The sequence below is a fragment of the Rhizobium sp. GW821-FHT14E12 genome (assembly GCF_058803745.1).
The window spans coordinates 199557-223208 of sequence record NZ_JBXAPH010000009.1; the positions used below are offsets into that span (position 1 = coordinate 199557).

The following is a 23652-nucleotide window of genomic DNA, read 5'->3' on the forward strand; positions in this document are numbered from 1 at the left end:
ATCGATTCATTTTTCGTTAGGCAAAGCTCGGGATATCGCCCCGCACAGGAGCGGCATCCTGTTTTTCCCCAGTTTTCAATGAAAATTGCGGCCGCGCGGCATGACTCTCGCCGTCCCGGCAACATCGCCGCGGCCATCCGTCGCGATATCGGCCTGTCCCTGATCCGGCCGGCCTGAGCTTACACGCCGCTTGCTCTGGCGATGATCCATGGTTGGGCGCAGGGCCTCGTCCGCCCGGTCGCTGACGCCAAACCGTCGCGCTTCGCGCTGCAGGATGCCGAGCGCCGACGTCATATCCTCGATGTAATCGACCACCACATGGATGACACCGCTCTCGCTCTGCAGGCGGCCGCGGATCTTGACCAGCCGGGCGCCCATCACGATAGCGCGGTATTTCTCGAACATTTTCGGCCAGACGATCGCATTGGCAACGCCGGTCTCGTCCTCCAGCGTCATGAAGATTACCCCATTCGCCGAGCCCGGCCGCTGGCGCACCAGCACCAGTCCCGCCACCGTCACCATCCGCCCATTGGCGATCGTGGGCAGATCCCGGCTCTGCACGATGCCCTGCCGCGCGAAATCCGTGCGCAGGAAGGAAACCGGATGCGCCTTCAGGGAGAGCGAGAGATAACGATAATCCTCGATAACCTGCTCGCCCGGCAACATCTCCGGCAGGGCAACCTTTGGCTCGACCTGCAGGTCGGCACGGTCGGCCAGATCGAAGAGGGGTAGCTTTTCGGCGGCACTTTGCGCATCCAGCGCCCTGACGGCCCATAACGCCTCACGGCGCTCAAGCCCGATCGACCGGAAGGCATCGGCATCGGCGAGCCGCTCTATGGCGGACTTGGCAAGGCCGGAACGCAGCCAGAGATCGCGCACGGAGACATAACCGGAGCCGCGACAGGCAACGAGTTCACCCATATCGGTTTCCGACAACCCCTTGACCTGCCGAAAGCCGAGACGGACGGCCCGGTTCGTCCGGATCACCTCCCGCATCGACGCATGGCGCGGCTCGATCGCACCCTTATCGAAGCGCGCTTCCTCCAAAAGGCAATCCCAGTTGGAATGATTGACGTCCACCGGCCGCATCTCGACGCCATGCTCGCGCGCATCGCGCACCAGCTGTGCAGGCGCATAGAAGCCCATGGGCTGAGCATTGAGGATCGCCGCGCAGAAGACATCGGGATAATAGGTCTTGAGCCAGGAGGAGGCGTAGACGAGCAGCGCGAAGGAAGCCGCATGGCTTTCGGGGAAGCCATATTCGCCAAAACCCTTGATCTGCTCGAAGCAGTTCTTGGCGAATTCACGCTCATAATTGCGAGCAACCATGCCCTCGACCATCTTCTTCTCGAAGGTATGGATGGTCCCGGTTCGCTTGAACGTCGCCATCGCCCGGCGCAACTTGTCAGCCTCCGCAGGGGTAAAACCTGCCGCGGTAATGGCGATCTGCATGGCCTGTTCCTGAAACAGAGGGACACCCAGCGTTCGCTTCAGAACTTCCTTCAGCTCGGGGCTTGGATAATCGAGGTCCTTTCCTGCCCGATCGGCCTCACGCCGCTTGAGATAGGGATGCACCATATTGCCCTGGATCGGGCCGGGGCGGACGATCGCCACCTCGATGACCAGATCGTAGAATTCACGCGGCTTGAGGCGCGGCAGCATGCTCATCTGCGCCCGGCTTTCGATCTGGAAGACGCCGATCGTATCGGCGCGGCAGATCATGTCATAGACCGGCCCGCCATCGGCATAATTGGCGTAACCAAGATCGGCGAGCTCCTTCTTCACGTCGTAATGCAGCAGCAGCAGGTAGAAAGCCTTGGCGAGGCAGGTCAGCATGCCGAGCGCCAGAACGTCGATCTTCAATATGTTGAGATTGTCGAGGTCGTCCTTGTTCCACTCGATCATGTAACGATCTTTCATCGCCGTATGCATGATCGGCACGACTTCATCCAGCCGGTCCTTGGTGATGACGAACCCGCCGACATGCTGGGTCAGATGGCGCGGAAACCCCATCAACGTCGAAGCATAAGACAGCACGCGCTGCGTCGTCTTGTCCTTGAGATCGAGGCCCGCAAGCTTGGCCTCGCGTTCGGACAGTTCCTCCGTCGACCAGCCCCAGACGCCACTTGCCAAGGCGGACTGCACATCCTCCGACAGGCCGAAGGCCTTCGCCACCTCGCGGCCGGCCGAACGCGCCCGATAGCTGGTGACCGCCGCCGTCAGCCCGGCATGCTCCTTGGAATAATGGTCATAGATGAACTGGATGACCTGATCGCGCTTCTCGTGCTCGAAATCGACATCGATATCCGGCGGCTCCTCCCGCTCCGTGGAAATGAAGCGCTCGAACAAGAGCGTCGTGATTTCCGGATTGACCTCGGTAATCCCAAGGCAATAGCAGACCGTGGAATTGGCGGCGGATCCGCGACCCTGGCAGAGAATATTCTGGCTGCGGGCATAGTCCATGATGCGATGCACCGTCAGGAAATAGGGCTCGTATTGCCGCTCGCGGATGAGCTCGAGTTCATAATCGATCTGCCTGGCGACCTTATCGGGAATCTTATCGGGATAACGCCGTTTCGCACCTGCCCGCGTCAGCCGCTCCAGCGTTTCCGATACGGTCTCGCCCGGAACGCTTTCATCAGGGTAATTGTGCTTCAGCTCATCCAGTGAAAAAGACAGCCGACTGAAGAATTTCTGCGTATTGACGATGGCCTTCGGATAATCCTTGAAAAGGCGCGCCATTTCGGCTGCTCCCTTCAGATAGCGTTCGGCATTGGCCGCGAGTTTGAAGCCGGCTTCCGCGATCGGCACATGCTCGCGGATCGAAACGACGATATCGGCCAGCGGCTTGCGCTCTGTTGCGTGATAGAGCGGCTGGTTGCTGGCGATCAGCCGCACGCCATTTCGAAGCGCCAGGATGGAAAGGGTCGCAAAGACCAGCCGATCCCGCCCGTCATAGGCAGGCGACAAGACCATATGAAGCTTCCTGCCGAAGCGCATCCACAGCCGCGCAAGACATTCCTCCAGCCTTGCCTGTCCTTCCGGTGTCTCCACGCTCGCCGCATCCGGAACGAGCGCCAGCATCATCTCGTCGCCCCATTTCAGCAGATCGCTTTCGTTCAGGATGCAAACGCCTTTCTCACCAGCCAAATTGCCGGCGCTCAGCAGCCGGCAGAGATGCGCCCAGCCCTGGCGGTTCTGCGGATAGGCAAGAATGTCGGGCGTGCCGTCCGAAAAGACCAGGCGAGCACCGGGCTGAAAACGATAGCCATGCTGCTTGGCAATGACATGCGCCTTGACCACGCCGGCGACGCTGTTGCGATCGGCAAGGCCGAGGCCGGCAAGGCCAGCGATCTTCGCGCCCAGCACCATTTCTTCCGGATGCGAGGCACCTTCGAGAAAGGAGAAATTCGTTCTCACCCCGATCTCGAAGAAGGGCACAGGTTCGTGAAAACTCGGACGCGCGGTCATGCGAAGACCCCATGCATATACCAGTCCGGCGCCGTGTCGCCTCGACCATAAAGCCCCTTGCGGAACAGCCAGTAGCGATGACCGCCCTCATCCTCGATGCGGAAATAATCGCGCTCCGGGACGTCGTCTTCCTCCTCGATCCACCATTCGGCCGCCAGCCGCTCCGGCCCTTCAGCCCGCAGGACCCGGTGCATCATCCGCCGCCAGCGGAACTGCCGGGGTGGGCCGTCGGGCACTTCAGCGGCAAAGGCTTCGATCGGCTCCGGCATGCGAAACAGCCGAAGCGGCCGTTCGCCCCGGAAAAAGCCATGACCGGCATCTTCACTGCCCGTCCGCCTGCGAGCGGCGAGGATGTTCATGGCGGGTACCGGTCGAACGGCCCGTTCTGGAATATGGCTTTGCCGCAACTCGAAACCCTGCAGGCAGTCCGGTCCCAGCCGCGCCGCAACCCGGTCGGCGAAGGCGGCAAGTGACGTGCCCTGCCGGTCCTCCTCGACGAAATCGCCCTGCATTGCGTCGAAGGGCGCATGCTGCAAAACATTGAGACGGACGATCTCGAAACCGTATCCGACATCGAGATCGTCATGAATGGCGGTAAAGCGCTCGGTGAACAGGCCGGCGATCCGCCTTGGCTCCCGCAGCGGCTGCGACGCGCCGGCGGCGATACGGAACACCGCGCCGTCGACCCGAAACAGCAGGAGTTCGAACAGGCGGCCGCCGACGCCACGCGCTTCCAACCCCGGCTTCAGGGTTTCGGCAAGCTGATGGGCCAATTGCAGGATATCGGCCTCGGCCTGCACTGGCTCGGCAAGCCGCCGCTCGGCTGACAACTGCGCGACCGGCCGTCGCGGCGAGATCGGTTCCTCAGTCAGGCCAATGGCCTGATCGAGCCGCAGAAGCAGTTGCGCGCCGAAACGGCGGGTGAGCGGCGCGCGCGGCGCGACAAGAAGATCGCCCACCTGCTTCAATCCCAGCTTCTGCAAGGCGGCGACGGTTTCCTCGCCGAGCCTCAGCGAAGCGACCGGCAACGGCGCCAGCGCCTCTTCCATGGCGTCCGGCGGGACGACACGGCTGTCGTCGAAGCGGGCAACCGCCCAGGACAGGCCCGGCGCCGAGGAAATGGCGCCGCGAACATCAAACCCCAGCCCGGAAATGCGGATCAATATATCCTCGAGCAGCGCCTCTTCGCCGCCGAAGAGATGGGCGCAACCGGTAATGTCGAGAAAAAGCCCGTCCTTGCCGTCGATCGCCACCAGCGGCGTATAACGATCGCACCAGTCGGCGATTGCCTCCAGCAGCTTGCGGTCTGCCGCCAGATCCTCTTCGACGACGTCGAGAGCGGGACAGATTGCCTTCGCCTCGGCAACACCCAGGCCGAGCTTCAGCCCGACGATCTCCGCCTTTTCGTTAAGCGCGGTGAGCCGCATGGCATTGCTGAGCTTGCCGGCGCAGGCGAGCGGTGGGGCTTCAAGCCAGCCGGCTGTACGCCAGGAGAGACCCCAGCGCTTGCGGGCGATCCGGTCGGTCGGCAGATGCGGAAAGGTCAGCGCCAGAATGCGCTGTGTATTCGTCGGGAAAGGCAGGACGCTGAGCGTCGGGGACAGGGGAAAATTGGCGGTCATGGGCATTCCATTCCAGGGTTATGGAAAAAGGCGCCGGGTTACGGCTCTTTTCCAGGGTGAGACGAAAGGCCGGATGACCGATGCTACCGCCAAGCATCGATCCGTCCGGTAGAGGCCGCGCCAAAGCCGGCGCGGGTTCGACGCAGAGGCGGAAGAGGGCGCTGCTTGCCTCCTCTTCGCCTCCCTGCCGCAAGAGAAACAAAGGCCGTCCCGCCGCCTTGGCCCGAAGCGCGAGCCGCCGGCTTTCGGTCAGGCCGAAGCGGGCCGGATTGCCGCGCACTTCCAGGATGACGACCGCAAAGGCAGCACTCGCGAGCGCCGTCTCCGCCAGCCACAACGCCTCTTCCAGCTTGCGTGGCGAGGCCTGCAGGAAAGCGGACAGTTCCAATCCGAAATCCCTGATGCCGATGGGGTAGGGCAGGCCCGCCTCCATCGCCGCCACCGTGTCACCGATCCATAGAACCGGCGCCACAGCCGCGGTTTTGCCGGCGGCTTGCGCCCCAAGCCGCGCGGCAAGAGCAAACGTGAAAGCGCTGGCCGCACCCGCATGACGCAAGGCCAGCGAACGGATCTCCGTCAGCGCGTCGAGCGGCACGCCGCCCTGCATCGCCTCGTCGAGATCGGCAACCCCGATCGCAAGCAACGACTGGGCAGCATCCGCCGGACCGGCATCAGGCTCCGTCGCCCGCGTCTCATGCGCAGCCGCTGACAGCGCCGGTATCGGCCTGCCTTCCAGTCGGGCGATGGTTTCACGCAGGGCAAAAAACGTTTCCCGCGCCACGGCGGTCTCGGCCATGACGTTAGCTCCAGATCAATTATGTTCCTGTTATGTTCTTATGGATTCCAGAGGTCGAGGAAAGAGTCAACATGATTCTATGAGAAAATATTCCTCTGCCACAATCGGCTCTCGAAAAAGCCGAGCAAAGGCTCTATATGACCAGCTACGGAAGGAAGCATTCATGGCCCGCATTGACCAGAGCGAGGATTGGCGGGACCGCCACGCACCCTCAATCAGCACGTTTGAATCACTGGCCACGGAGGCTTACAGCCACCTGCCGGACGAATTCCGTTCGCTCACCGGCAATCTCATCATCGTGATCGAGGATTTTCCAGACGATGATGTGTTCGAGGACATGGCGCTGGAAACGCCCTTCGACCTGCTCGGCCTGTTCGAAGGCCGTGGGATATCCGAGCGTTTCACCGCCCAGACCGGGGAAATGCCGAACAAGATCCGCCTCTATCGCCGGCCGATCATCGATTACTGGGCGGAAAACGAGGAAACCCTCGGCGATATCATCACCCATGTCCTGATCCACGAGATCGGCCACCATTTTGGCCTCAGCGACGAGGACATGGAGCGCATCGAGGAAAGCGCGGAAGAAGCGACGGATCGGTAGAAAAGCGGTCCTATTGCCGCACGCTTACTGCTCCGAAAGCTTGATCTCCGGATCGTAATCCTTGCCGACAACTTCCTTGACGACGGCCTGGCCACACTGCATCACGCCGGTCGCAGCGTTGAAGCTATAGGTCGGCGAACCTGAGAGATCCCAGCCCTTGTTCAGCGCGGCGGTGACCTTGTGGCAGAAGGAAGCATCATCCGGTCCGGTGAGGAAGCGATAGAGTTTCATCGAAGCGTCTTTCGTAACATATCGGCCTCCCCCTCAGCTTGCCGAAGGGCGATGGCGCTCTGCAATCAGGCGAGCTTTATGAACCAGTCTTTCCGCCTGGACAAGATGCAGTCGCTCGACCATGCGGCCGCCGAGATTGACGACATTGAGGCTGGCAGCGGCCGGATCGGCAAAGGCCGCTATGATCGCCTCCGCCTCGGCAATTTCCGTCTCGTCCGGCCCGAAATGCCGGTTGGCGGCATCGATCTGGTTCGGATGGATCAGCATCTTGCCGGCAAAGCCCATGGCGCGGCCCTCGCCGCATTCGGCGTCCAGCGCCTGCATATCCTTGAAATCGTTGAAGACGCTATCGATGGCGTCGAGCCCATAGGCGCTAACGGCCAAAATCACCTGCATCAGCCAGGGCACGAGGTAGGCGCGGCCCGGCTGCGGCAGCACCCCGGTCTCCTTGCGCAGATCGTTGAGGCCGACGACGAAGCAATCGAGCCGGCTTCCCGGCGTGCGTCCGGCCTCGGCAATCGAAGCGGCATTCAGGATGCCGCGCGGCGTCTCGATCATCGCCCAGATGCGCAGGCTCTCCGGCGCATCCGCCTCGGCAAGCCTGTCGCTGACAACAGTCACGTCTTGTGGTCCATCGACCTTAGGCAGAAGCACCGCATCGGGTTCGAGCGCCAGCACCAGATCCAGGTCGTCGGCACCAAAACCGGATGACAGCGTATTGATGCGGATGATCCGCTCCTTGCCGACGAGCTTCGGCCCGGCGAAAAAGGCCCGCAAATTCTCCCGCGCCTCCGCCTTCTTCTCCGGTGCCACGGAATCCTCGAGATCGAAGATCACCGCATCGCAATCGAGACTGGCGATCTTTTCAAGCGCGCGAAGGTTGATCGCGGGAACGCTCAGCACCGAACGGCGCAGGCAGACGGAACGGGGAGGGGCAGCTCTACTCATCCTCCAGTTTTGCCGCGCTTTCAATCTCTAGGCAAGATGACAATGGCGCGACAACAAAAAGCCACGCTCCTCTTGCAGATGGGAGAAGAGAGGACCACATTTCCATGAGTAGAGAGGTCTCGACCATGAAAAACATCCGTTCCTTGTTTATCGCGCTTGCCGGCATCACCGTGTTTGCGGCGATGGCGCTGTTTACCGTTTCGCTGACGCTCGCCGTCGGCGGCATCCTCACCGCGCTTATGGTGGGCCGCGCGATTTCGCTGCGGATGAAACCGGTTCCGGTGCGCGCCAGGGCGAACAACGGTCAGCGCGAGATGCGCGTCTGGAACGACGGCCGCGGCACGATCATCGACCTCTGATATCGAGCAGGGCGGTGTCTTGCCGCTCCCGATGCGCCTGTGCGCGCAATCCTTAAATTGCAGCACCGCGACGGATGCGCCCACCTGCGGAGCATTTCCAAGATTCCCCTTCATTTTGGGCCGGATTTACGCTATTGGCAGGATAATTCGTGCATAGACGAAAATTGAAGGCAGGACCTATGGACAAGTTCGTGAAGTTGACCGGTGTCGCGGCACCCCTCCCGGTCGTCAATGTCGACACCGACATGATCATCCCGAAGGATTATCTGAAGACCATCAAGCGCACCGGTCTCGGAACGGGATTGTTCGCCGAAGCCCGTTACAATGAAGACGGCTCGCCAAACCAGGATTTCGTGCTGAACAAGCCGGCCTATCAGAACGCCAAGATCCTCGTCGCCGGCGATAATTTCGGCTGCGGTTCCTCGCGCGAACATGCCCCTTGGGCACTGCTCGACTTCGGCATCCGTTGCGTCATCTCGACCAGCTTCGCCGATATCTTCTACAACAACTGCTTCAAGAACGGCATTCTGCCGATCAAGGTCAGCCAGGAAGATCTCGACAAGCTGATGGACGACGCCTCGCGCGGCTCCAACGCCATCCTGACGATCGATCTGGAAAACCTCGAGATCACCGGCCCGGACGGCGGCTCGCTGAAGTTCGAGCTCGACGAATTCAAGCGCCACTGCCTGCTGAACGGCCTCGACGATATCGGCCTGACGCTGGAAAAGGCATCCGCGATCGACAAGTTCGAAAAGTCGAACGCAGCCGCTCATCCCTGGGCCGCCTGATCGATTTCATCATCACATCTGCGTGTCGAAGCCGGGCTGAAAAGCCCGGCTTTTTTCTTATGCCCCGGCCCATAAAGGTCATGAGATCCAGCCAGCTGTAATATGCCCGACAAGAACGGGGATCATACAGTCTCCGCGGAGCCCTTTCAGGCCTCTCCCGCCCCCCGATTTTCCTCCTCCCCACTGGAGCATTCCCCATGACCTCCCTTCCCATTGTCGGCGCCGCCATGACGCTCTCCGACGTCGAAACCCATCGCGGCTGGCTGCTCGAAAAGCCCCGCGACCTGGAACTGCAGAGCTTCGTCGAGGCCGAAATCCTGAATGGCGACTGGGCGCCGCTTGCCGAGCGTGCCAGAAAACTGCTCGACGGACATCAGGGCCGTCTCGGCATCCATGGTCCGTTCTGGGGCTTCATCATCGCCTCGCAGGATCCGGATATCCGCGCCGTTGTTTCCAGGCGCCTCCTGCAGGCGCTTGATGTCTGCGCCAATATCGGCGCGACGCAGATGGTCATCCACAGCCCCTATACATCCTGGTCCTACAACAACCTCGACAACAACAAGGGCGAACGCGAAAAGATCATCGAATACACGCATCTGACACTGAAGGACGCCGTCAAGCGCGCCGAGGACATCGGGCTGACCATGGTCATCGAAAACATCGAGGACAAGGATCCGCATATCCGCGTCGGCCTCGCCGACAGCTTCAATTCACCGGCCGTCGCCGTGTCGATCGATACCGGCCATGCCCATTATGCTCATGGCTATACGGGCGCACCGCCGGTCGACTACTACGTCCACGCCGCCGGCAACCGTCTGCAGCACGTCCACCTGCAGGACGCCGACGGCTATGCCGACCGCCACTGGAGCCTCGGCGAGGGCAATATCCACTGGCGCGCCGTCTTCGCCGCCCTTGCCAAGCTTAACAGCAATCCGCGCCTGATCATCGAGATCAAAGACAAGTCGAAGATCCCGGCATCGGCTGCCTACCTGGCCTCGCTGGGTCTGGCTGAGTAAGCGGAACATTCACACGCCCTCGTGGTGAGGAGGCCTGCAGGGCCGTCTCGAACCACGAGGGCGGATGGTTACTCTCAAAAGCCGCAAAACCGTACCGTTTCCTACCCTTCCTCGCTTGAAAAGCCGCATTTGCAGGTCTAAGAACCCCGCAACTTGTTTCTTTTGCGGAGGCTCTTCCCATGACAGTGCGCAATCTCTTCCTTCTGCCGGGTGACGGCATCGGCCCTGAAGCCATGGGCGAAGTCCGCAAGATCATCGCCTATATGAACGAGGCGAAGGGTGCCGGTTTCGTTACCGACGAGGGTCTGGTCGGCGGCAGCGCCTATGACGCGCACGGCGCGGCGATCTCCGATGCCGATATGGAAAAGGCGATGGCCGCCGATGCCGTTCTCTTCGGCGCCGTCGGCGGTCCGAAGTGGGATGACGTGCCTTATGAAGTGCGCCCGGAAGCCGGTCTGCTGCGCCTGCGCAAGGATCTCCAGCTTTTCGCAAACCTGCGCCCGGCCATCTGCTACCCGGCGCTGGCATCGGCCTCCTCACTGAAGCCGGAGCTGGTCGAAGGCCTCGATATCCTGATCGTGCGCGAGCTTACCGGGGGCGTCTATTTCGGCGAGCCGAAAGAGATTATCGACCTTGGCAACGGCCAGAAGCGCGGCATCGACACGCAGGTTTACGATACCTACGAAATCGAGCGCATCTCCGGCGTCGCTTTTGAGCTGGCGCGCACCCGCAACAATCGCGTCTGCTCGATGGAAAAGCGCAACGTCATGAAGTCCGGCGTGCTCTGGAACCAGGTCGTCACCGCGACGCATAAGGAAAAATACGCCGACGTCCAGCTCGAGCATATGCTCGCCGATGCTGGCGGCATGCAGCTCGTTCGCCAGCCGAAGCAGTTCGATGTCATCGTCACCGATAACCTCTTCGGCGACATGCTGTCCGACGTTGCCGCCATGCTGACCGGTTCGCTCGGCATGCTGCCGTCCGCTTCGCTCGGCGCCCCCGACGCCAAGACCGGCAAGCGCAAGGCGCTTTACGAGCCGGTACACGGCTCTGCGCCTGATATCGCCGGCAAGGGCATCGCCAACCCGATCGCCATGATCGCCTCCTTCGCCATGTGCCTGCGCTACTCCTTCGGTCTGGTCACCGAAGCCGATGCACTGGAAAAGGCGATCGCCAATGTCCTCGACAGCGGCATCCGCACCGGCGACATCATGTCCGCCGGCAGCCGCCAGGTCGGCACCACCGAAATGGGCGACGCCATCCTCGCCGAGTTCAAGGCCCTTTCGGCATAAATCGCCGGCTATATTTCACGTGAAACATCAAGCCCTTGCTCCCGACCCGCAGAGCATGGGCTTTTTTGTTGAACCCGACGCCACCACACCCAAACCATGGGTTTCGCGGACCTGTCGGTTGTCTCAAATCCGTAAAAAAACTGTAGCAAGAGCCTGATAGGCGTAGTCGTCGACTGGGGTGGAAATGTCGGCGACAGGCGGTGGACATGCAGGCGATCTTGACGTCTCTCGACAGGCGGTGGCGGCGAAGCAGGCATGGCTTTGCGCCGTCGCATTGGAAGATCTGCCTGTTCCTGACCGCCAATATCGTCCTGCTTTCAGCCCTGCTGTTCGACTGGCCGGTGGGCGCCAACATCAGGAACATGGCGCCGCCCATTCATTTCTTTGGCAAGATGCTCACGAGCTTTGGCGAATCCGGCTGGCTCATCCTGGTCAGCGCCTTCCTGTTCTTCGAAGGCTGGGCCGGTAGCCGGCTGCTGCAATCGGCGCGCTGCCGCTGCCAGGCACTGCGCATCTGTCAGATCGGCGGCTACCTGCTGACGACGATCGCGCTCTCAGGCATTCTCGCCAACCTGCTGAAACGCGCCATCGGCCGCGCCCGCCCCACGCATTTCCAGGATTGGGGTCCTTTCGGCTTCTCGCCCTTCAATGGCCATGCCGGCTTCGAAAGCTTCCCGTCCGGCCATGCGACCACCATCGGCGCCTTCTTCGTGGCGCTGGCCTTCCTCTTCCCGCGCTATCGCTACATCTTCATCGCCTGCGCCCTCTGGCTTGCCGCGACGCGCGTAATGATCGGCGCGCATTATCCGAGCGACGTCATCGCCGGCCTGGCGCTCGGCGGCTGGTTCTCCTTCATGATGGCGATCGTCTATTCCCGCTACGGCCTGCTCTTCCGCATTGGAGAAGCCGGCTGGCCGATACCGCGATTGCCGCTGCTGAAGGGGAAGTAGGGATCTATCTCAGGTCCGGGGCCGCTTCGACAAGCTCAGGGTGCTCCGCACCTCAGGATGAGGCGGAGTAAGCTATGCGCCCGGGCACAAAAGATCAGTCCTCATGGTGAGGAGGCCCGCAGGGCCGTCTCGAACCACGAGGGCGGGTGAGGGAAAAGAAATCCCTTCACCGATATGTCATACCGCCCGTCCCCCGCCGCGAATGCTTGCCAAGCATCCCTCGCATTCATATATCTGGAGCGGTGAAGCTGCGGGAAATCCATCCCGCTTGCGATGTGGTAATGACGATGACGGATGCCGGGCAGACACGATTGAGCGAGAGGCAGATGGGGCTGATTGCCCGGGCGCTTGCCGAGCCGCGTCGCGTGCAGATACTGAAGGAGATCGGCGGTACCGCCGATCCCATGCCTTGCAGCGTGCTGAACCAATGCCACACCGTCAGCGCCGCCACGATGTCCCATCACCTCAAGGAACTCGAGAACGCCGGTCTCATCGAAATCCTGCGGGACGGCAAGTTCGCAAACCTTTTGCTCCGGCGCGATGTGCTCAACGCCTACATGGCCGAGCTCGCCAATATCTGACAATTCTTTGCATGCTACGCGCGCCTGCCCTTGTATCAATTAGATGATTATCTAAATATCAAATTGACGGGATAAAGGCCGCCGTCTCGGGGCCTCGTTCGCGCCAATAGTTCGATAATTGTAAAATCATCTAACAATATCTCGACAGGAGATGACATGAGCAAGCTAGAAGGCAAGGTCGCGATCGTGACCGGAGCATCGAAGGGTATCGGCGCCGGTATCGCCAAGGCATTTGGCGAGGCGGGCGCAGCCGTCGTAGTCAATTATGCATCGAGCCGGGAAGGCGCCGATAGGGTCGTGGCCGAGATCAAATCCAAGGGCGGCAAGGCGATCGCAGCCCATGGCGACGTTTCAAAATCCGCCGATGTGAAGCGGCTTTTCGCCGAGGCCAAGGAGGCGTTCGGCGGCGTCGACATCCTCGTCAACAATGCCGGCGTCTACAAATTCGCGTCGCTGGAAGAGATCACTGAAGAGGAATTCCATCGTGAATTCAACATCAACGTCCTCGGCACATTGCTGACGACGCAGGAAGCGGTGAAGTATTTCGGCCCGGAAGGTGGCAATGTCATCAACATCGCCTCGAATGCCGTCACCATGAACCTGCCGACCGCCGCAGTCTATACGGCGACCAAGGCAGCCGTCACCTCGATCACCCAGATCCTCGCCAAGGAACTCGGCCCCCGCAACATCCGCGTCAACACCATCTCGCCCGGCGGCGTCGAGACCGAAGGCGTGCATGCGGCCGGCGTCATCGGCAGTGATTTCGAAAAGCATCTGGTTTCGCAAACGCCGCTCGGCCGCCTCGGCCAGCCGACGGACATCGCCCCGATCGCCGTCTTCCTCGCCTCGAAGGACGCCGCCTGGCTGACGGGCGAAACCCTCTATGCCGGCGGCGGCCTGAAGTAATCGCCCATTCACCAGGCCGCTCTCCTCCATACGAGGGGAGCGGCATTGTTTCGCATATCGCAGCGCCGATCCGCTACATTAGAGAGCGATTGCCAAACCCTCTCCGTCTTCATACTATCATTCCGTTCGGGTTTTCCGCAGATCATCGCGGCCGGTTTTGCCACGAAACACTCGCGACAGGTCCTGCCTGCCATGCAATTCCACGCAACAGCGAATGTCATCGAACTCCGCTAACATCTCTCGGCGACCGCCATTGCGAACAACGAAACGGAGCACGTCACCATGAGCAGCGCCAATACCAAATCGAAACTGGGTACCCGCACCAATCTCAGCGAAGAAGCGACACGCGATATTTCCGCGGCGTTGAGGGCATTGCTGGCCGATGTTTTTGCGCTTTATCTCAAGACCAAGAATTTCCATTGGCATATGAGCGGCCCGCATTTTCGCGACTACCACCTGATGCTGGACGAACAGGGCGAACAGCTCTTCGCCATGACCGATCCGCTTGCCGAGCGCGCCCGCAAGATCGGCGGCACGACGCTGCGCTCCATCGGCCAGATCGCCAAGCTGCAGCGCATCCCCGACAATGATGCCGAATATGTCGACGCTCAGGACATGCTCGCCGAACTGGCGGACAACAATCTCAAACTTTCAGCCGAAATCCGCGCCACCCACGACGTTTGCGACGAATATGGCGATATCGCCACCGCCAGCCTGCTGGAAAACTGGCTGGACGAGACGGAGCGCCGCACCTGGTTCCTGTTCGAATCCACGCGCAACACCAATCGTTGAAACACCGCGCTGATTTCCGCGTTCCCACGGAGGTGGGAACGCAAAATCCTTGACTCCTGTGGAAAACCTCTTAGAACCGGCAGCGGAAAAGGAAGACCTCCATGGTTCGCTTCGATCAGATCGATAGCTTCGCTCACCTGGCGCAATGTGCCGGGCAGGATGTCTATTTTCCGGTTTCTTCCAAAACCAAGGCCAAAACGACGACGAAAACCGTCTGACGTCTCTGGCCTGCCGCTCTCTCCCCGGCTCGGCTGGGGACAGGAACCGGTCGTTATGACCGTGGTTCCCCCCTCGCCACAGAGGAGAGAAGAGAAAGAGAGCTTGAGAAATGGGTTTCAAAGTTGCAGTAGCGGGCGCGACCGGAAATGTAGGTCGCGAAATTCTCAACATCCTGGCCGAGCGCGGTTTTCCCGCTGACGAAGTCGTGGCGCTGGCATCGGCCCGCTCGCAGGGCACCGAAGTTTCCTTCGGCGACCGGACGTTGAAGGTTTCGAACATGGAGAACTACGATTTCTCCGACACCGACATTTGCCTTATGTCCGCCGGTGGGGAGGTTTCGAAGAAGTACTCGCCGAAGATCGGCGCCCAGGGCTGCGTCGTCATCGACAACTCGTCCGCCTGGCGCTACGACGCCGACGTGCCGCTGATCGTGCCGGAAGTGAACCCGGACGCCATCACGCAGTTCACCAAGCGTAACATCATCGCCAACCCGAATTGCTCGACCGCGCAGCTCGTCGTGGCCCTGAAGCCGCTGCATGACTTTGCCAAGATCAAGCGCGTTGTCGTCTCCACCTACCAGTCCGTCTCCGGCGCCGGCAAGGATGGCATGGACGAGCTGTTCAATCAGACCCGCGCCGTCTTCGTCGCCGATCCGATGGAGAACAAGAAGTTTCCGAAGCGCATCGCCTTCAACGTCATCCCGCACATCGATACCTTCATGGAAGACGGCTACACCAAGGAAGAATGGAAGGTACTGGCCGAGACCAAGAAGATTCTCGACCCGAAGATCAAGGTCACCTGCACCGCCGTGCGCGTGCCGGTCTTCATCGGCCATTCGGAATCGGTCAATATCGAGTTCGAAAATGAGATCTCCGCCGATCAGGCTCGCGACATCCTGCGTGAGGCGCCGGGTTGCCTTGTCATCGACAAGCATGAACCGGGCGGCTACATCACGCCCTATGAGTGCGCTGGTGAAGACGCGACCTATATTTCGCGTATCCGTGAGGATGCCACGGTCGAAAACGGCCTCAACATCTGGGTCGTCTCGGACAATCTGCGCAAGGGTGCGGCCCTGAACGCCATTCAGATCGCCGAACTCCTGATCAACCGCGGCCTGATTAAGCCGCGCAAGCAGGCTGCATAAGCGTCTGTAAACCAATTTACGGTTTATAAACCTTGTCCATCTAAGCAGGATCTGAGGAAAAGCCTCGCCATTTCACACTGAAAGGCGGGGCTTTTGCAAAATATTCTTGAGTGATCTTGTTACACGCGAAGCGAAAAACATTGATCGCTAAAATGTACTAATGACAGAACCATCCGATACTGGCATGGTCCTGTGGCGACAAGACAGCGCATGAGCCCGGAGAACGGAGAGGTTCGCGCGCCATTCAAAAACGTTCCCGCGTCTTTCGCGCGGTAAGAATTTGGGGATTCTGAATGTGCATCACTAAGTCTGGAATGGCAGCTCTCGTTGCGGTCGGGTTGCTGTTGGGCACACCGTTTGCTGCAAACGCGGCATCCTGTAGCAACACGTCCGCCGGTTTTGACAACTGGGTGCGCGAGTTCAAGCAGGAAGCGCAGGGCCGGGGCATCAGCCAGTCCACACTCGATCGCGCTTTCGCCAATGTCCACTACAATCAGCCGACAATCCGCGCCGACCGCGGCCAGAAGAGCTTCAAGCTTTCCTTCGATGAATTTATGAAGAAGCGTGGCGGCCAGACGATCATCAGCCGCGGCAAGAGCATGAAGCAGGCGAATGCCGCTCTGTTCTCGCGCATCGAGAAGCGCTACGGCGTTCCCCCAGGCCCGATCATCGCCATCTGGGGCATGGAAACCGGTTTCGGCAGCTTCATGGGCGACCAGAATACGCTCTCGGCCGTATCGACGCTTGCCTTTGACTGCCGCCGCTCCGCCTACTTCACCGATCAGCTCTATGCTGCCCTCAAGCTCGTCGGCGAAGGCTATCTGAGCCCGTCCGCTCGTGGCGCTGCCCATGGCGAAATCGGCCAGACGCAGTTCATGCCGAAGAACGTTGTGCTGTATGGCGTCGACGGCGACGGCGACGGCAAGGTCGATCTCGTCGGCTCGCGCGCCGATGCGCTGTCATCAACGGCAAACTTCCTGAAGGGCCACGGCTGGCAGCCGGGCGCTCCCTATCAGCCCGGCGAACCGAATTTCTCGGCGATCGGCGGCTGGAACGATGCGAGGGTCTATCAGGAAGCGATTGCCTATATCGGCAAGCAGATCGACGGCAAGTAATCAGAGCCAAACAAACAAAAAAGCGCTCCGACCTGATGGTCCGGAGCGCTTTTTTTGTTTGACCTGGAGCAATTCCAGGAAAAGCGGGCAGCGGTTTTCCGCCCGGAATTGCGTAAAAACAAAGAGATAGAGCGTTTTCAGGCTTCGGGGCGAATAAAGTCGCGGGTCTTTGCGTCCATAACCCAAAGCTCGCCGGTCGAAATATCGAACCAGGCGCCGTGCAGATTCAACTTTCCTTCTTCTTCCAGCGCCTTGATATCCGGAAAGCTGCGCAAATTGTCGAGCGAGTTGCGAATCGAGATGCGCTCCAGCGCCGTCTGCCGCTCGGCCTGTGTCATGATGTCGTTGCTCTGGATCTGCTCCGCGGCGGGTTTCAGGAGCCCCATCCAGCGACCGATGAAATCACCCGGCGACAGCGGCTCGGCATTGGGATCGAGCGCTGCGCGGATACCGCCGCAACGGCCATGGCCCATGACGACGATGTCGGAGACCTTCAGCGACTGCACCGCGAATTCCAGCGCTGCCGACGTAGCATGGAAATGGCCGTCCGGCTCATAGGGCGGCACCATATTGGCGACGTTGCGGATGACGAAAAGCTCTCCCGGGCCAGCATCGAAGATAATCTCCGGCGCCGCGCGGGAGTCGCTGCAGGCAATCACCAGGGTCGATGGGCTCTGGCCGCTCTCGGCCAGACTGCGATAGCGTTCGCGCTCGTCCGCATAACGCCCGCTCATGAAGTTGCGATAACCGCTCAGAAGGGAGGTGGGAAAGCTGTCCATGGAGATTGAATTACAGCGCGCCGCCGCCGATGGCAACTATTGCACTGCAAAAAGCTCCCGATGCCTTCGACTCGCTACCTCTTTCGCTGCGCCGGATGCATCAGCCGACGCATCTGCACCATCGCCATCGGCGTCGACAGGCTGGAGGCATCCGCCGCCAGCGTCAACTCGTCGCTGCCGCGCTTCACCGCTCTTGCCAGGACTTCATAGACGCTCGCCGTGGTCATTTGCAGCGCCCGCTCCTCATCCATGCCGGATAGAAGCCGCGACAGGAATACGGCCGAGAGCAGGTCACCAAGCCCGTTCGGGGCATTGTCGATACTGCGATGTTCGGCCAACAGCGCATTACGGCCGCTAAGATAGAGATTGCCGATGCCACCGGCCATCATCGGCACGGCCGAGGTCACCAGCATGCGCGACGGCCCCAGCGCCAGGGCAGCCTCCATGACGGCATTGTTGTCCTCCAGCGGCGCTCCGGCGAGCCAGGCAAGCTCGTAGCGGTTCGGTGTCGCCAATGACGCCAGCGGGATCAGCTGATCGCGGATCGCTTCCGCCGTCGCTTCGGGCACGTAGAGACCGCCGGCATCACCGATGACCGGGTCGCAGGCGTAAAAGAGATCGGGGTTCTTTTCCCTCAGCGCCCGTACCAGCCGGGCGACGGAATGCGCCTGCGCGGCATTGCCGAAATAGCCGGACAGCACCGCCTTCACCTCAGACAACCAGGGTGCAGCGATGAGATCGTCGATCGCATGATCAAAATCGGATTCATTGAAGGTCAGCCGCGTCGAGCGGCCATGGCCTGGATGCCAGGGAAGAACGATGGTCGGCAACGCCCAGACGGGGTGACCGAGGGTTTCCAGCGCGAAGACAGCGGCACGATTGCCGACGGAGCCTCTGACGACATGGCTGGAGATGACGATAACGGCGCCCGCCGAATTGTCCGACATGATGCTTGCTTCCGGTTATGATCTTCCGACTTCGATGGGGTTGTGATGATCCCTTTATCGTCACTCTGTCAACCGCGCTTCACAGAGTCATGAAAACGTCTGTTGCGGAGCTTATAGTGACAATTCCGCGCCCCTATCATGCGCTTTGCAACGGGATCACGACGTTCGGCAAGATTCTTCACGATTTGAGACAGAATCCGTCGAAAAGCGATCAAATTCGCATTCATTTTGCCAGTTTTTTCGATAAATCTTCTGATACTGTGGTCAAAATCTTGAAATTTGGAGGAAATTCATGGCGTCCAGGACCAATCCGAAACGGGAAAAACAGATCGAAGCGGCGCGAAAGATCGCTGCCGCGACCGGCGAGGTGCATCTCGATCCGGAGATCCTGTTCGGCAGGGCGAGCAATGACGACATGGAGCGCTACAGCCCGGAAATGCTTGCCCTTGCTGCGGTGCACGCGGCCAAGGAACTCGCGGCCTGGAGCGGCACGTCCCCCCGCGTTTCGATCGAGCAGGTGGCCGATATCGATCCCGATGGCGTGCCCGTCTCGATCCTGTCGATCACCGACCACAACATGCCCTTCCTCTATGAATCGGTCATGGGCGAGGTGACGAGCAGCTACCGTGATCTCCATATGGCCGTGCATCCGATCCTGATCATTGAAAAAGGCAAGCAGCCGAGTCTCTATTCCGCCGATCAGCCGAGCGATCCCACCCATCGCGTCAGCCATATCCAGCTGCATCTGACGCCGCTGACCGCAGCGCAGGCGACCGACCTCATCAAGCGCGTCCAGACCGTGCTCGACCAGACGCACCTGACCGTTTCCGATTGGACGCCGATGCTGGCACGGCTCGATACGGTGATATCGGAACTTTCCATCTATGAGGCGGCTGGCCGCCGTAGGGCGGACCGCGACGAAGCGCTGGCCTTCCTCTCCTGGCTGCGCGACGGCAATTTCACCTTCCTCGGCATGCGCGAATATGTCTATTCCGGCAAGGGCGCCAACGCCAAGGTGGAGCGCGACCGCGGCACCGGCCTCGGCATCCTCTCCAATCCGGATGTCCTCGTGCTCCGCCAGGGCAAGGACGCCGTCACCACCACACCTGAAATTCTCGCCTTCCTCGACGGTCCCGATTTCCTGATCGTCACCAAGGCTAACGTCAAGTCGGTCGTCCACCGCCGCGCCTATATGGACTATGTCGGCGTCAAGCGCTTCGATGCCGACGGCAAGGTGACTGGCGAGCTGCGCATCGTCGGCCTCTTCACCTCGACCGCCTATACCAGCGCCGCCACCGACGTGCCGCTGCTGCGCTCGAAGGTGCAGAAGGTCAAGGATCACTTCGGCTTCGATCCAGCCAGCCATTCCGGCCGCATGCTGGAAAACACGCTGGAATCCTATCCGCGCGACGATCTCTTCCAGATCGACACCACTCTGCTCGCAAGCTTCGCCGAACAGATCAACGATCTGACCGACCGGCCGCATGTCCGCGCGTTGCCGCGCATCGACCATTTCGACCGTTTCGTTTCGGTCATCGTCTATGTGCCGCGCGAGGAATATGATTCCGTCGTCCGCGAGAAGATCGGCAATTACCTGAAGACCGTCTATGACGGCCGCGTCTCCGCCTATTACCCGGCCTTCCCGGAAGGTGGCGTAGCCCGCGTGCATTTCATCATCGGCCGCAGTGGCGGCAAGACGCCGCATATTCCGCAAGGCAAGCTCGAAGAGGCGATCCGCGCCATCACCGCCCGCTGGGACGAGCGTTTCGTCATGCTGGCCGGGCCGAAAGCGCCACGCATCTCCGTCAGCCAGGCCTTCCAGGAAGCCTTCACGCCGGAGGATGCCGTCGCCGACCTGCCCGATATTACCGCCACCGCCGGTGCCGAGCCGATCCGCATCGCCTTCTACACGCGCAAGGATGAAAACGGCGATATCCTCTCGCTGAAGATCTTCCATGGGCAAGGCAATCTGGCGCTGTCGCGCCGCGTGCCGCTGCTCGAAAACCTCGGCTTCAACGTCATCAGCGAACGGACTTTCGACATCTATGTCACGGGCAAGGACGGCGAAACCGGCCATGTGGTGCTCCATGACATGGAACTGGAAGCCCACAGCGGCACAGTGATCGATCTCGTCCGCCATGGCGCGGCGCTTGAGGAAGCCTTCCTCGCCGCCTTCGGTGGCACGATCGACAATGACAGCTTCAATCGGCTGATCGTCTCGGCCGATCTTTCCGCCCGCGAAACGAATGTGCTGCGCGCCTATTCCCGCTATCTCCGCCAGGCCGGCATCGCCTATTCGCAGGACTATATCGCCGCGACGCTGGACAAATATCCGCGCATCGCCGCCGCGATCTTCCGGCTGTTCTACGACACGCTCGATCCCAAGCTCAGCGACAAGAACCGCACGAAGAAGCTTTCCGAGCTGCATACGACCATTGAAACCGAGCTTGCCGACGTTCCAAGCCTCGATGACGACCGCATTCTCCGCCGCTACGTCAACGCCATCGACGCAACGCTGCGCACCAACTATTTCCAGAAAAACGCCGACGGCACGCCGAAGGCCATGCTTGCCTTCAAGCTCGATCCGAAGCTTCTCGACGGCCTGCCGGAGCCGCGGCCTTTCCGCGAAATCTTCGTCTATGGCGTTGAGGTGGAAGGCGTGCACCTGCGCTTCGGCAAGGTGGCGCGCGGCGGTCTGCGCTGGTCGGACCGCGCCGAGGATTACCGCACCGAAGTGCTCGGCCTCGTTAAGGCGCAGCAGGTGAAGAACGCCGTCATCGTGCCTGTCGGAGCCAAGGGTGGCTTCTATCCGAAGAAACTGCCGGTTGGCGGCAGCCGCGACGAGATCTTCAATGCCGGCCGCGAGGCCTACAAGACCTATATCCGCACGCTGCTGTCGATCACCGACAACATCTCCGGCGCCGATATCATCGCTCCGACGGACACGGTACGGCTGGACGGCGACGATCCCTATTTCGTCGTTGCCGCCGACAAGGGCACGGCGACCTTCTCCGACACCGCCAATGCGCTGGCGCAGGAAGCCGGCTTCTGGCTGGATGATGCCTTCGCCTCCGGCGGCTCGGCCGGCTACGACCACAAGAAGATGGGCATCACCGCTCGCGGCGCCTGGGAGACCGTCAAGCGGCACTTCCGCGAGATGGATATCGACATCCAGACAACGCCCTTCACGGTCGTCGGTGTCGGCGACATGTCCGGCGACGTCTTTGGCAACGGCATGCTGCTGTCGCCGAAAATCCGCCTCATCGCCGCCTTCGACCATCGCGACATCGTCATCGACCCGGATCCGGACATGGCAAAGACGCTGGCCGAACGGCAGCGCCTCTTCGACCTGCCGCGCTCGAGCTGGCAGGATTTCAACAAATCCGTGCTGTCGAAGGGCGCGATGATCATCTCGCGCTCGGCGAAATCGGTAACACTGACGCCGGAAGCGGCAGCCGCGATCGGCATCGACAAGACGGTGGCGACACCGTTTGAAATCATCACGGCGATCCTCAAGGCTCCCGTCGATCTGCTCTGGTTCGGTGGCATCGGCACCTATGTGAAGGCTCCGTCCGAAACAGATTCGGACGTCGGCGACCGCGCCAACGACCCGATCCGCATCACGGCCGAAGAGGTTCGCGCCAAGGTGATCGGCGAGGGCGCCAATCTCGGCGTCACCCAGAAGGGCCGCATCGCCTATGGTCTGAAAGGTGGACGCTGCAACTCGGATGCCATCGACAACTCGGCCGGCGTCAACACCTCCGACGTCGAGGTCAATATCAAGATCGCGCTCGCATCCGCCATGCATGATGGCCGCCTGACGCGGGCGAAACGCGATATACTGCTGGCATCGATGACCGACGAAGTCGCCATCCTCGTGCTGCGCAACAACTATCTGCAGTCGCTGGCGATCTCGCTGACCGAACGCAAGGGTACCGGCAACGCCCTTGAGCTCAGCCGCTTCATGAGCGTTCTGGAGGCCGCCAAGCAGCTCAACCGCAAGGTCGAGACGCTGCCGGACGACCAAACATTCGCCGAGCGCTATGCCAATGGCCGGCCACTCACCCGCGCCGAAATCGGCGTCCTGCTCTCCTACGCCAAGATCGTCCTCTTCGATGCACTTGCCGCCAGCGACCTGCCGGACGATCCCTATTTCGCCGCGACGCTCAGCCATTATTTCCCTGCCAAGATGCAGCGCTCCCATGCCACCGACATCACCGGCCACCGGTTGAAGCGCGAAATCATAGCAACCGTGCTGGCGAACGAGGCGATCAATCGCGGCGGCCCGGGCTTTGCCGTCAGCATGATGGATGCGACGGCAGCATCGGCCGCCGAAGTGGTCAAGGCTTCTGTCCTCGCCCGCGACGGCTTCGATCTCGACCGGCTCTGGAACGAAACCGATGCACTGGATGGCAAGGTCGGCGGACAGATGCAGAACCGCGTCTATGGCGAGATCACTGAGGTCTATACGGCGCTCACCCGCCTGCTGCTGAAAACCGGCGCGGCCAAGGGCAATATCGAGGAAACCATCGCCCGGCTTCAGGCCGCCTTGAAAAAGTTGCGGCCGCTCTTCCTCAGCCATATACCGGCGGATTTCGCCGCCGAGATCGCTGCTCGCCAGACGGAATACCAGACCGCCGGTCTGCCGGAAAAACTCGCCGGCGAGATCGCCATGATCTACGCGCTCGTTCTCGTCCCGGAGATCATGCAGATCGCCGAGCGCACCGGCGATACGCTCAACCGCGCCGCCGAAAGCTACTTCACCGTGTCGCAGACCTTCCGTGTCGGTCGTCTGCTGCTGGCCGGCAGCCGTATCCTCACCGGCGATCACTATGAGAGCCTGGCCTTGGCGCGCAGCCTCGACCAGATCGCCGGGGCACGCCGCGATATCGTCATCTCGGCGCTATCGAACCATCCGAAGGACAAGCAGCCGATCCAGGCATGGCATGCGGAAGACCGTATCCGCATCAACCGCATTGCTGAGGAGCTTGCGAGCCTCAGCGAAAGCGGTGATCCGAACCTTGCCCGGATCACCGTTGCCGCCGGCCTCCTGACCGACCTTGCGCATGACCGGGCGAGGTGAGACAGTCCGCCC

19 protein-coding genes are annotated in these 23652 nt (G+C 60.9%); 12 read left to right on the top strand and 7 right to left on the bottom strand.

The features are described from left to right. Nucleotides 1–75 precede the first annotated feature (75 nt). The 3 genes from AC1RO0_RS26360 to AC1RO0_RS26370 are packed head-to-tail and all read right to left on the bottom strand — an operon-like array spanning nucleotide 76 to nucleotide 5889. Nucleotides 76–3471, bottom strand: coding sequence for an error-prone DNA polymerase (locus AC1RO0_RS26360; RefSeq protein WP_498595519.1), 3396 nt, complete (start codon nucleotides 3469–3471; stop codon nucleotides 76–78). Next, entirely contained in the window at nucleotides 3468–4898 is a 1431-nt protein-coding gene (locus AC1RO0_RS26365; protein ID WP_498595585.1) for a Y-family DNA polymerase, read from the bottom strand. Before AC1RO0_RS26365 ends, AC1RO0_RS26360 begins: the two co-directional genes overlap by 4 nt. Before the next feature lie 40 nt (nucleotides 4899–4938). Next, a complete protein-coding gene (locus tag AC1RO0_RS26370; protein ID WP_498595520.1) occupies nucleotides 4939–5889 on the bottom strand; it encodes an ImuA family protein in 951 nt (316 codons plus the stop codon). A 163-nt stretch (nucleotides 5890–6052) separates the two neighbouring features. Here AC1RO0_RS26370 and AC1RO0_RS26375 point away from each other — a divergent pair, with 163 nt between their 5' ends. Further along, nucleotides 6053–6490, top strand: coding sequence for a metallopeptidase family protein (locus AC1RO0_RS26375; RefSeq protein ID WP_007698770.1), 438 nt, complete (start codon nucleotides 6053–6055; stop codon nucleotides 6488–6490). A 24-nt stretch (nucleotides 6491–6514) separates the two neighbouring features. Here the strand turns inward: AC1RO0_RS26375 and AC1RO0_RS26380 are convergent, their stop codons facing one another. After that, nucleotides 6515–6721: a DUF1737 domain-containing protein gene (locus AC1RO0_RS26380; RefSeq protein WP_012652987.1), complete on the bottom strand. Its 207-nt coding sequence runs from the start codon at nucleotides 6719–6721 to the stop codon at nucleotides 6515–6517. 33 nt (nucleotides 6722–6754) lie between these two features. Next, a complete protein-coding gene (locus AC1RO0_RS26385) occupies nucleotides 6755–7669 on the bottom strand; it encodes an HpcH/HpaI aldolase/citrate lyase family protein (RefSeq protein WP_498595521.1) in 915 nt (304 codons plus the stop codon). Nucleotides 7670–7794: 125 nt separating this feature from the next. Between AC1RO0_RS26385 and AC1RO0_RS26390 the strand changes: the two genes are divergently transcribed. From AC1RO0_RS26390 to AC1RO0_RS26435, 10 genes are all read left to right on the top strand, one after another. Then, complete coding sequence (locus AC1RO0_RS26390; RefSeq protein WP_037219472.1) at nucleotides 7795–8028, top strand: hypothetical protein; 234 nt, start codon at nucleotides 7795–7797, stop codon at nucleotides 8026–8028. A gap of 179 nt (nucleotides 8029–8207) precedes the next feature. Then, a complete protein-coding gene (gene leuD / locus AC1RO0_RS26395) occupies nucleotides 8208–8816 on the top strand; it encodes a 3-isopropylmalate dehydratase small subunit (RefSeq protein ID WP_007698764.1) in 609 nt (202 codons plus the stop codon). A gap of 197 nt (nucleotides 8817–9013) precedes the next feature. Continuing rightward, nucleotides 9014–9832, top strand: a complete 819-nt coding sequence (locus AC1RO0_RS26400) for a sugar phosphate isomerase/epimerase family protein (RefSeq protein ID WP_153369300.1) — start codon at nucleotides 9014–9016, stop codon at nucleotides 9830–9832. A gap of 179 nt (nucleotides 9833–10011) precedes the next feature. Next, nucleotides 10012–11124 carry a 3-isopropylmalate dehydrogenase gene (gene leuB, locus AC1RO0_RS26405; RefSeq protein ID WP_498595522.1) on the top strand — a complete coding sequence of 371 codons (1113 nt, stop codon included), beginning with the start codon at nucleotides 10012–10014 and terminating at the stop codon, nucleotides 11122–11124. Nucleotides 11125–11330: 206 nt separating this feature from the next. Then, the gene (lpxE, locus tag AC1RO0_RS26410; RefSeq protein ID WP_498595523.1) at nucleotides 11331–12074 is read left to right on the top strand and encodes a lipid A 1-phosphatase LpxE; all 744 of its coding nucleotides are present in this window, start codon (nucleotides 11331–11333) and stop codon (nucleotides 12072–12074) included. Nucleotides 12075–12355: 281 nt separating this feature from the next. Continuing rightward, nucleotides 12356–12655 carry a winged helix-turn-helix domain-containing protein gene (locus tag AC1RO0_RS26415; RefSeq protein WP_498595524.1) on the top strand — a complete coding sequence of 100 codons (300 nt, stop codon included), beginning with the start codon at nucleotides 12356–12358 and terminating at the stop codon, nucleotides 12653–12655. Nucleotides 12656–12811: 156 nt separating this feature from the next. Beyond that, entirely contained in the window at nucleotides 12812–13561 is a 750-nt protein-coding gene (locus AC1RO0_RS26420; RefSeq protein ID WP_498595525.1) for an SDR family NAD(P)-dependent oxidoreductase, read from the top strand. Nucleotides 13562–13843: 282 nt separating this feature from the next. Beyond that, nucleotides 13844–14353 (top strand): Dps family protein, encoded by a 510-nt coding sequence (locus AC1RO0_RS26425; RefSeq protein WP_498595526.1) that lies wholly within the window; start codon nucleotides 13844–13846, stop codon nucleotides 14351–14353. Between the two features lie 328 nt (nucleotides 14354–14681). Then, nucleotides 14682–15716: an aspartate-semialdehyde dehydrogenase gene (locus AC1RO0_RS26430; protein ID WP_174052851.1), complete on the top strand. Its 1035-nt coding sequence runs from the start codon at nucleotides 14682–14684 to the stop codon at nucleotides 15714–15716. A gap of 293 nt (nucleotides 15717–16009) precedes the next feature. Further along, nucleotides 16010–16831: a lytic murein transglycosylase gene (locus AC1RO0_RS26435; protein WP_498595527.1), complete on the top strand. Its 822-nt coding sequence runs from the start codon at nucleotides 16010–16012 to the stop codon at nucleotides 16829–16831. 137 nt (nucleotides 16832–16968) lie between these two features. Here AC1RO0_RS26435 and AC1RO0_RS26440 read toward each other — a convergent pair whose 3' ends face one another. Continuing rightward, the gene (locus tag AC1RO0_RS26440) at nucleotides 16969–17610 is read right to left on the bottom strand and encodes a carbonic anhydrase (RefSeq protein ID WP_498595528.1); all 642 of its coding nucleotides are present in this window, start codon (nucleotides 17608–17610) and stop codon (nucleotides 16969–16971) included. A 74-nt stretch (nucleotides 17611–17684) separates the two neighbouring features. Next, nucleotides 17685–18557, bottom strand: coding sequence for a pyridoxal kinase PdxY (gene pdxY / locus AC1RO0_RS26445; RefSeq protein ID WP_498595529.1), 873 nt, complete (start codon nucleotides 18555–18557; stop codon nucleotides 17685–17687). A 292-nt stretch (nucleotides 18558–18849) separates the two neighbouring features. On the opposite strand from pdxY, the gene AC1RO0_RS26450 reads away from it, so the two are divergent. Beyond that, the gene (locus tag AC1RO0_RS26450) at nucleotides 18850–23640 is read left to right on the top strand and encodes an NAD-glutamate dehydrogenase (protein ID WP_498595530.1); all 4791 of its coding nucleotides are present in this window, start codon (nucleotides 18850–18852) and stop codon (nucleotides 23638–23640) included. Nucleotides 23641–23652: the final 12 nt, after the last annotated feature.

Coding starts and splice junctions, on each gene's coding strand:
- AC1RO0_RS26365 (WP_498595585.1), bottom strand. CDS start 4,898: ATGCGGCTCACCGCGCTTAACGAAAAGGCGGAGATCGTCGGGCTGAAG.
- AC1RO0_RS26380 (WP_012652987.1), bottom strand. CDS start 6,721: ATGAAACTCTATCGCTTCCTCACCGGACCGGATGATGCTTCCTTCTGC.
- AC1RO0_RS26400 (WP_153369300.1), top strand. CDS start 9,014: ATGACCTCCCTTCCCATTGTCGGCGCCGCCATGACGCTCTCCGACGTC.
- leuD (WP_007698764.1), top strand. CDS start 8,208: ATGGACAAGTTCGTGAAGTTGACCGGTGTCGCGGCACCCCTCCCGGTC.
- pdxY (WP_498595529.1), bottom strand. CDS start 18,557: ATGTCGGACAATTCGGCGGGCGCCGTTATCGTCATCTCCAGCCATGTC.
- AC1RO0_RS26370 (WP_498595520.1), bottom strand. CDS start 5,889: ATGGCCGAGACCGCCGTGGCGCGGGAAACGTTTTTTGCCCTGCGTGAA.
- lpxE (WP_498595523.1), top strand. CDS start 11,331: ATGCAGGCGATCTTGACGTCTCTCGACAGGCGGTGGCGGCGAAGCAGG.
- AC1RO0_RS26420 (WP_498595525.1), top strand. CDS start 12,812: ATGAGCAAGCTAGAAGGCAAGGTCGCGATCGTGACCGGAGCATCGAAG.
- AC1RO0_RS26425 (WP_498595526.1), top strand. CDS start 13,844: ATGAGCAGCGCCAATACCAAATCGAAACTGGGTACCCGCACCAATCTC.
- AC1RO0_RS26430 (WP_174052851.1), top strand. CDS start 14,682: ATGGGTTTCAAAGTTGCAGTAGCGGGCGCGACCGGAAATGTAGGTCGC.
- AC1RO0_RS26390 (WP_037219472.1), top strand. CDS start 7,795: ATGAAAAACATCCGTTCCTTGTTTATCGCGCTTGCCGGCATCACCGTG.
- AC1RO0_RS26360 (WP_498595519.1), bottom strand. CDS start 3,471: ATGACCGCGCGTCCGAGTTTTCACGAACCTGTGCCCTTCTTCGAGATC.
- AC1RO0_RS26415 (WP_498595524.1), top strand. CDS start 12,356: ATGACGATGACGGATGCCGGGCAGACACGATTGAGCGAGAGGCAGATG.
- leuB (WP_498595522.1), top strand. CDS start 10,012: ATGACAGTGCGCAATCTCTTCCTTCTGCCGGGTGACGGCATCGGCCCT.
- AC1RO0_RS26450 (WP_498595530.1), top strand. CDS start 18,850: ATGGCGTCCAGGACCAATCCGAAACGGGAAAAACAGATCGAAGCGGCG.
- AC1RO0_RS26435 (WP_498595527.1), top strand. CDS start 16,010: ATGTGCATCACTAAGTCTGGAATGGCAGCTCTCGTTGCGGTCGGGTTG.
- AC1RO0_RS26375 (WP_007698770.1), top strand. CDS start 6,053: ATGGCCCGCATTGACCAGAGCGAGGATTGGCGGGACCGCCACGCACCC.
- AC1RO0_RS26385 (WP_498595521.1), bottom strand. CDS start 7,669: ATGAGTAGAGCTGCCCCTCCCCGTTCCGTCTGCCTGCGCCGTTCGGTG.
- AC1RO0_RS26440 (WP_498595528.1), bottom strand. CDS start 17,610: ATGGACAGCTTTCCCACCTCCCTTCTGAGCGGTTATCGCAACTTCATG.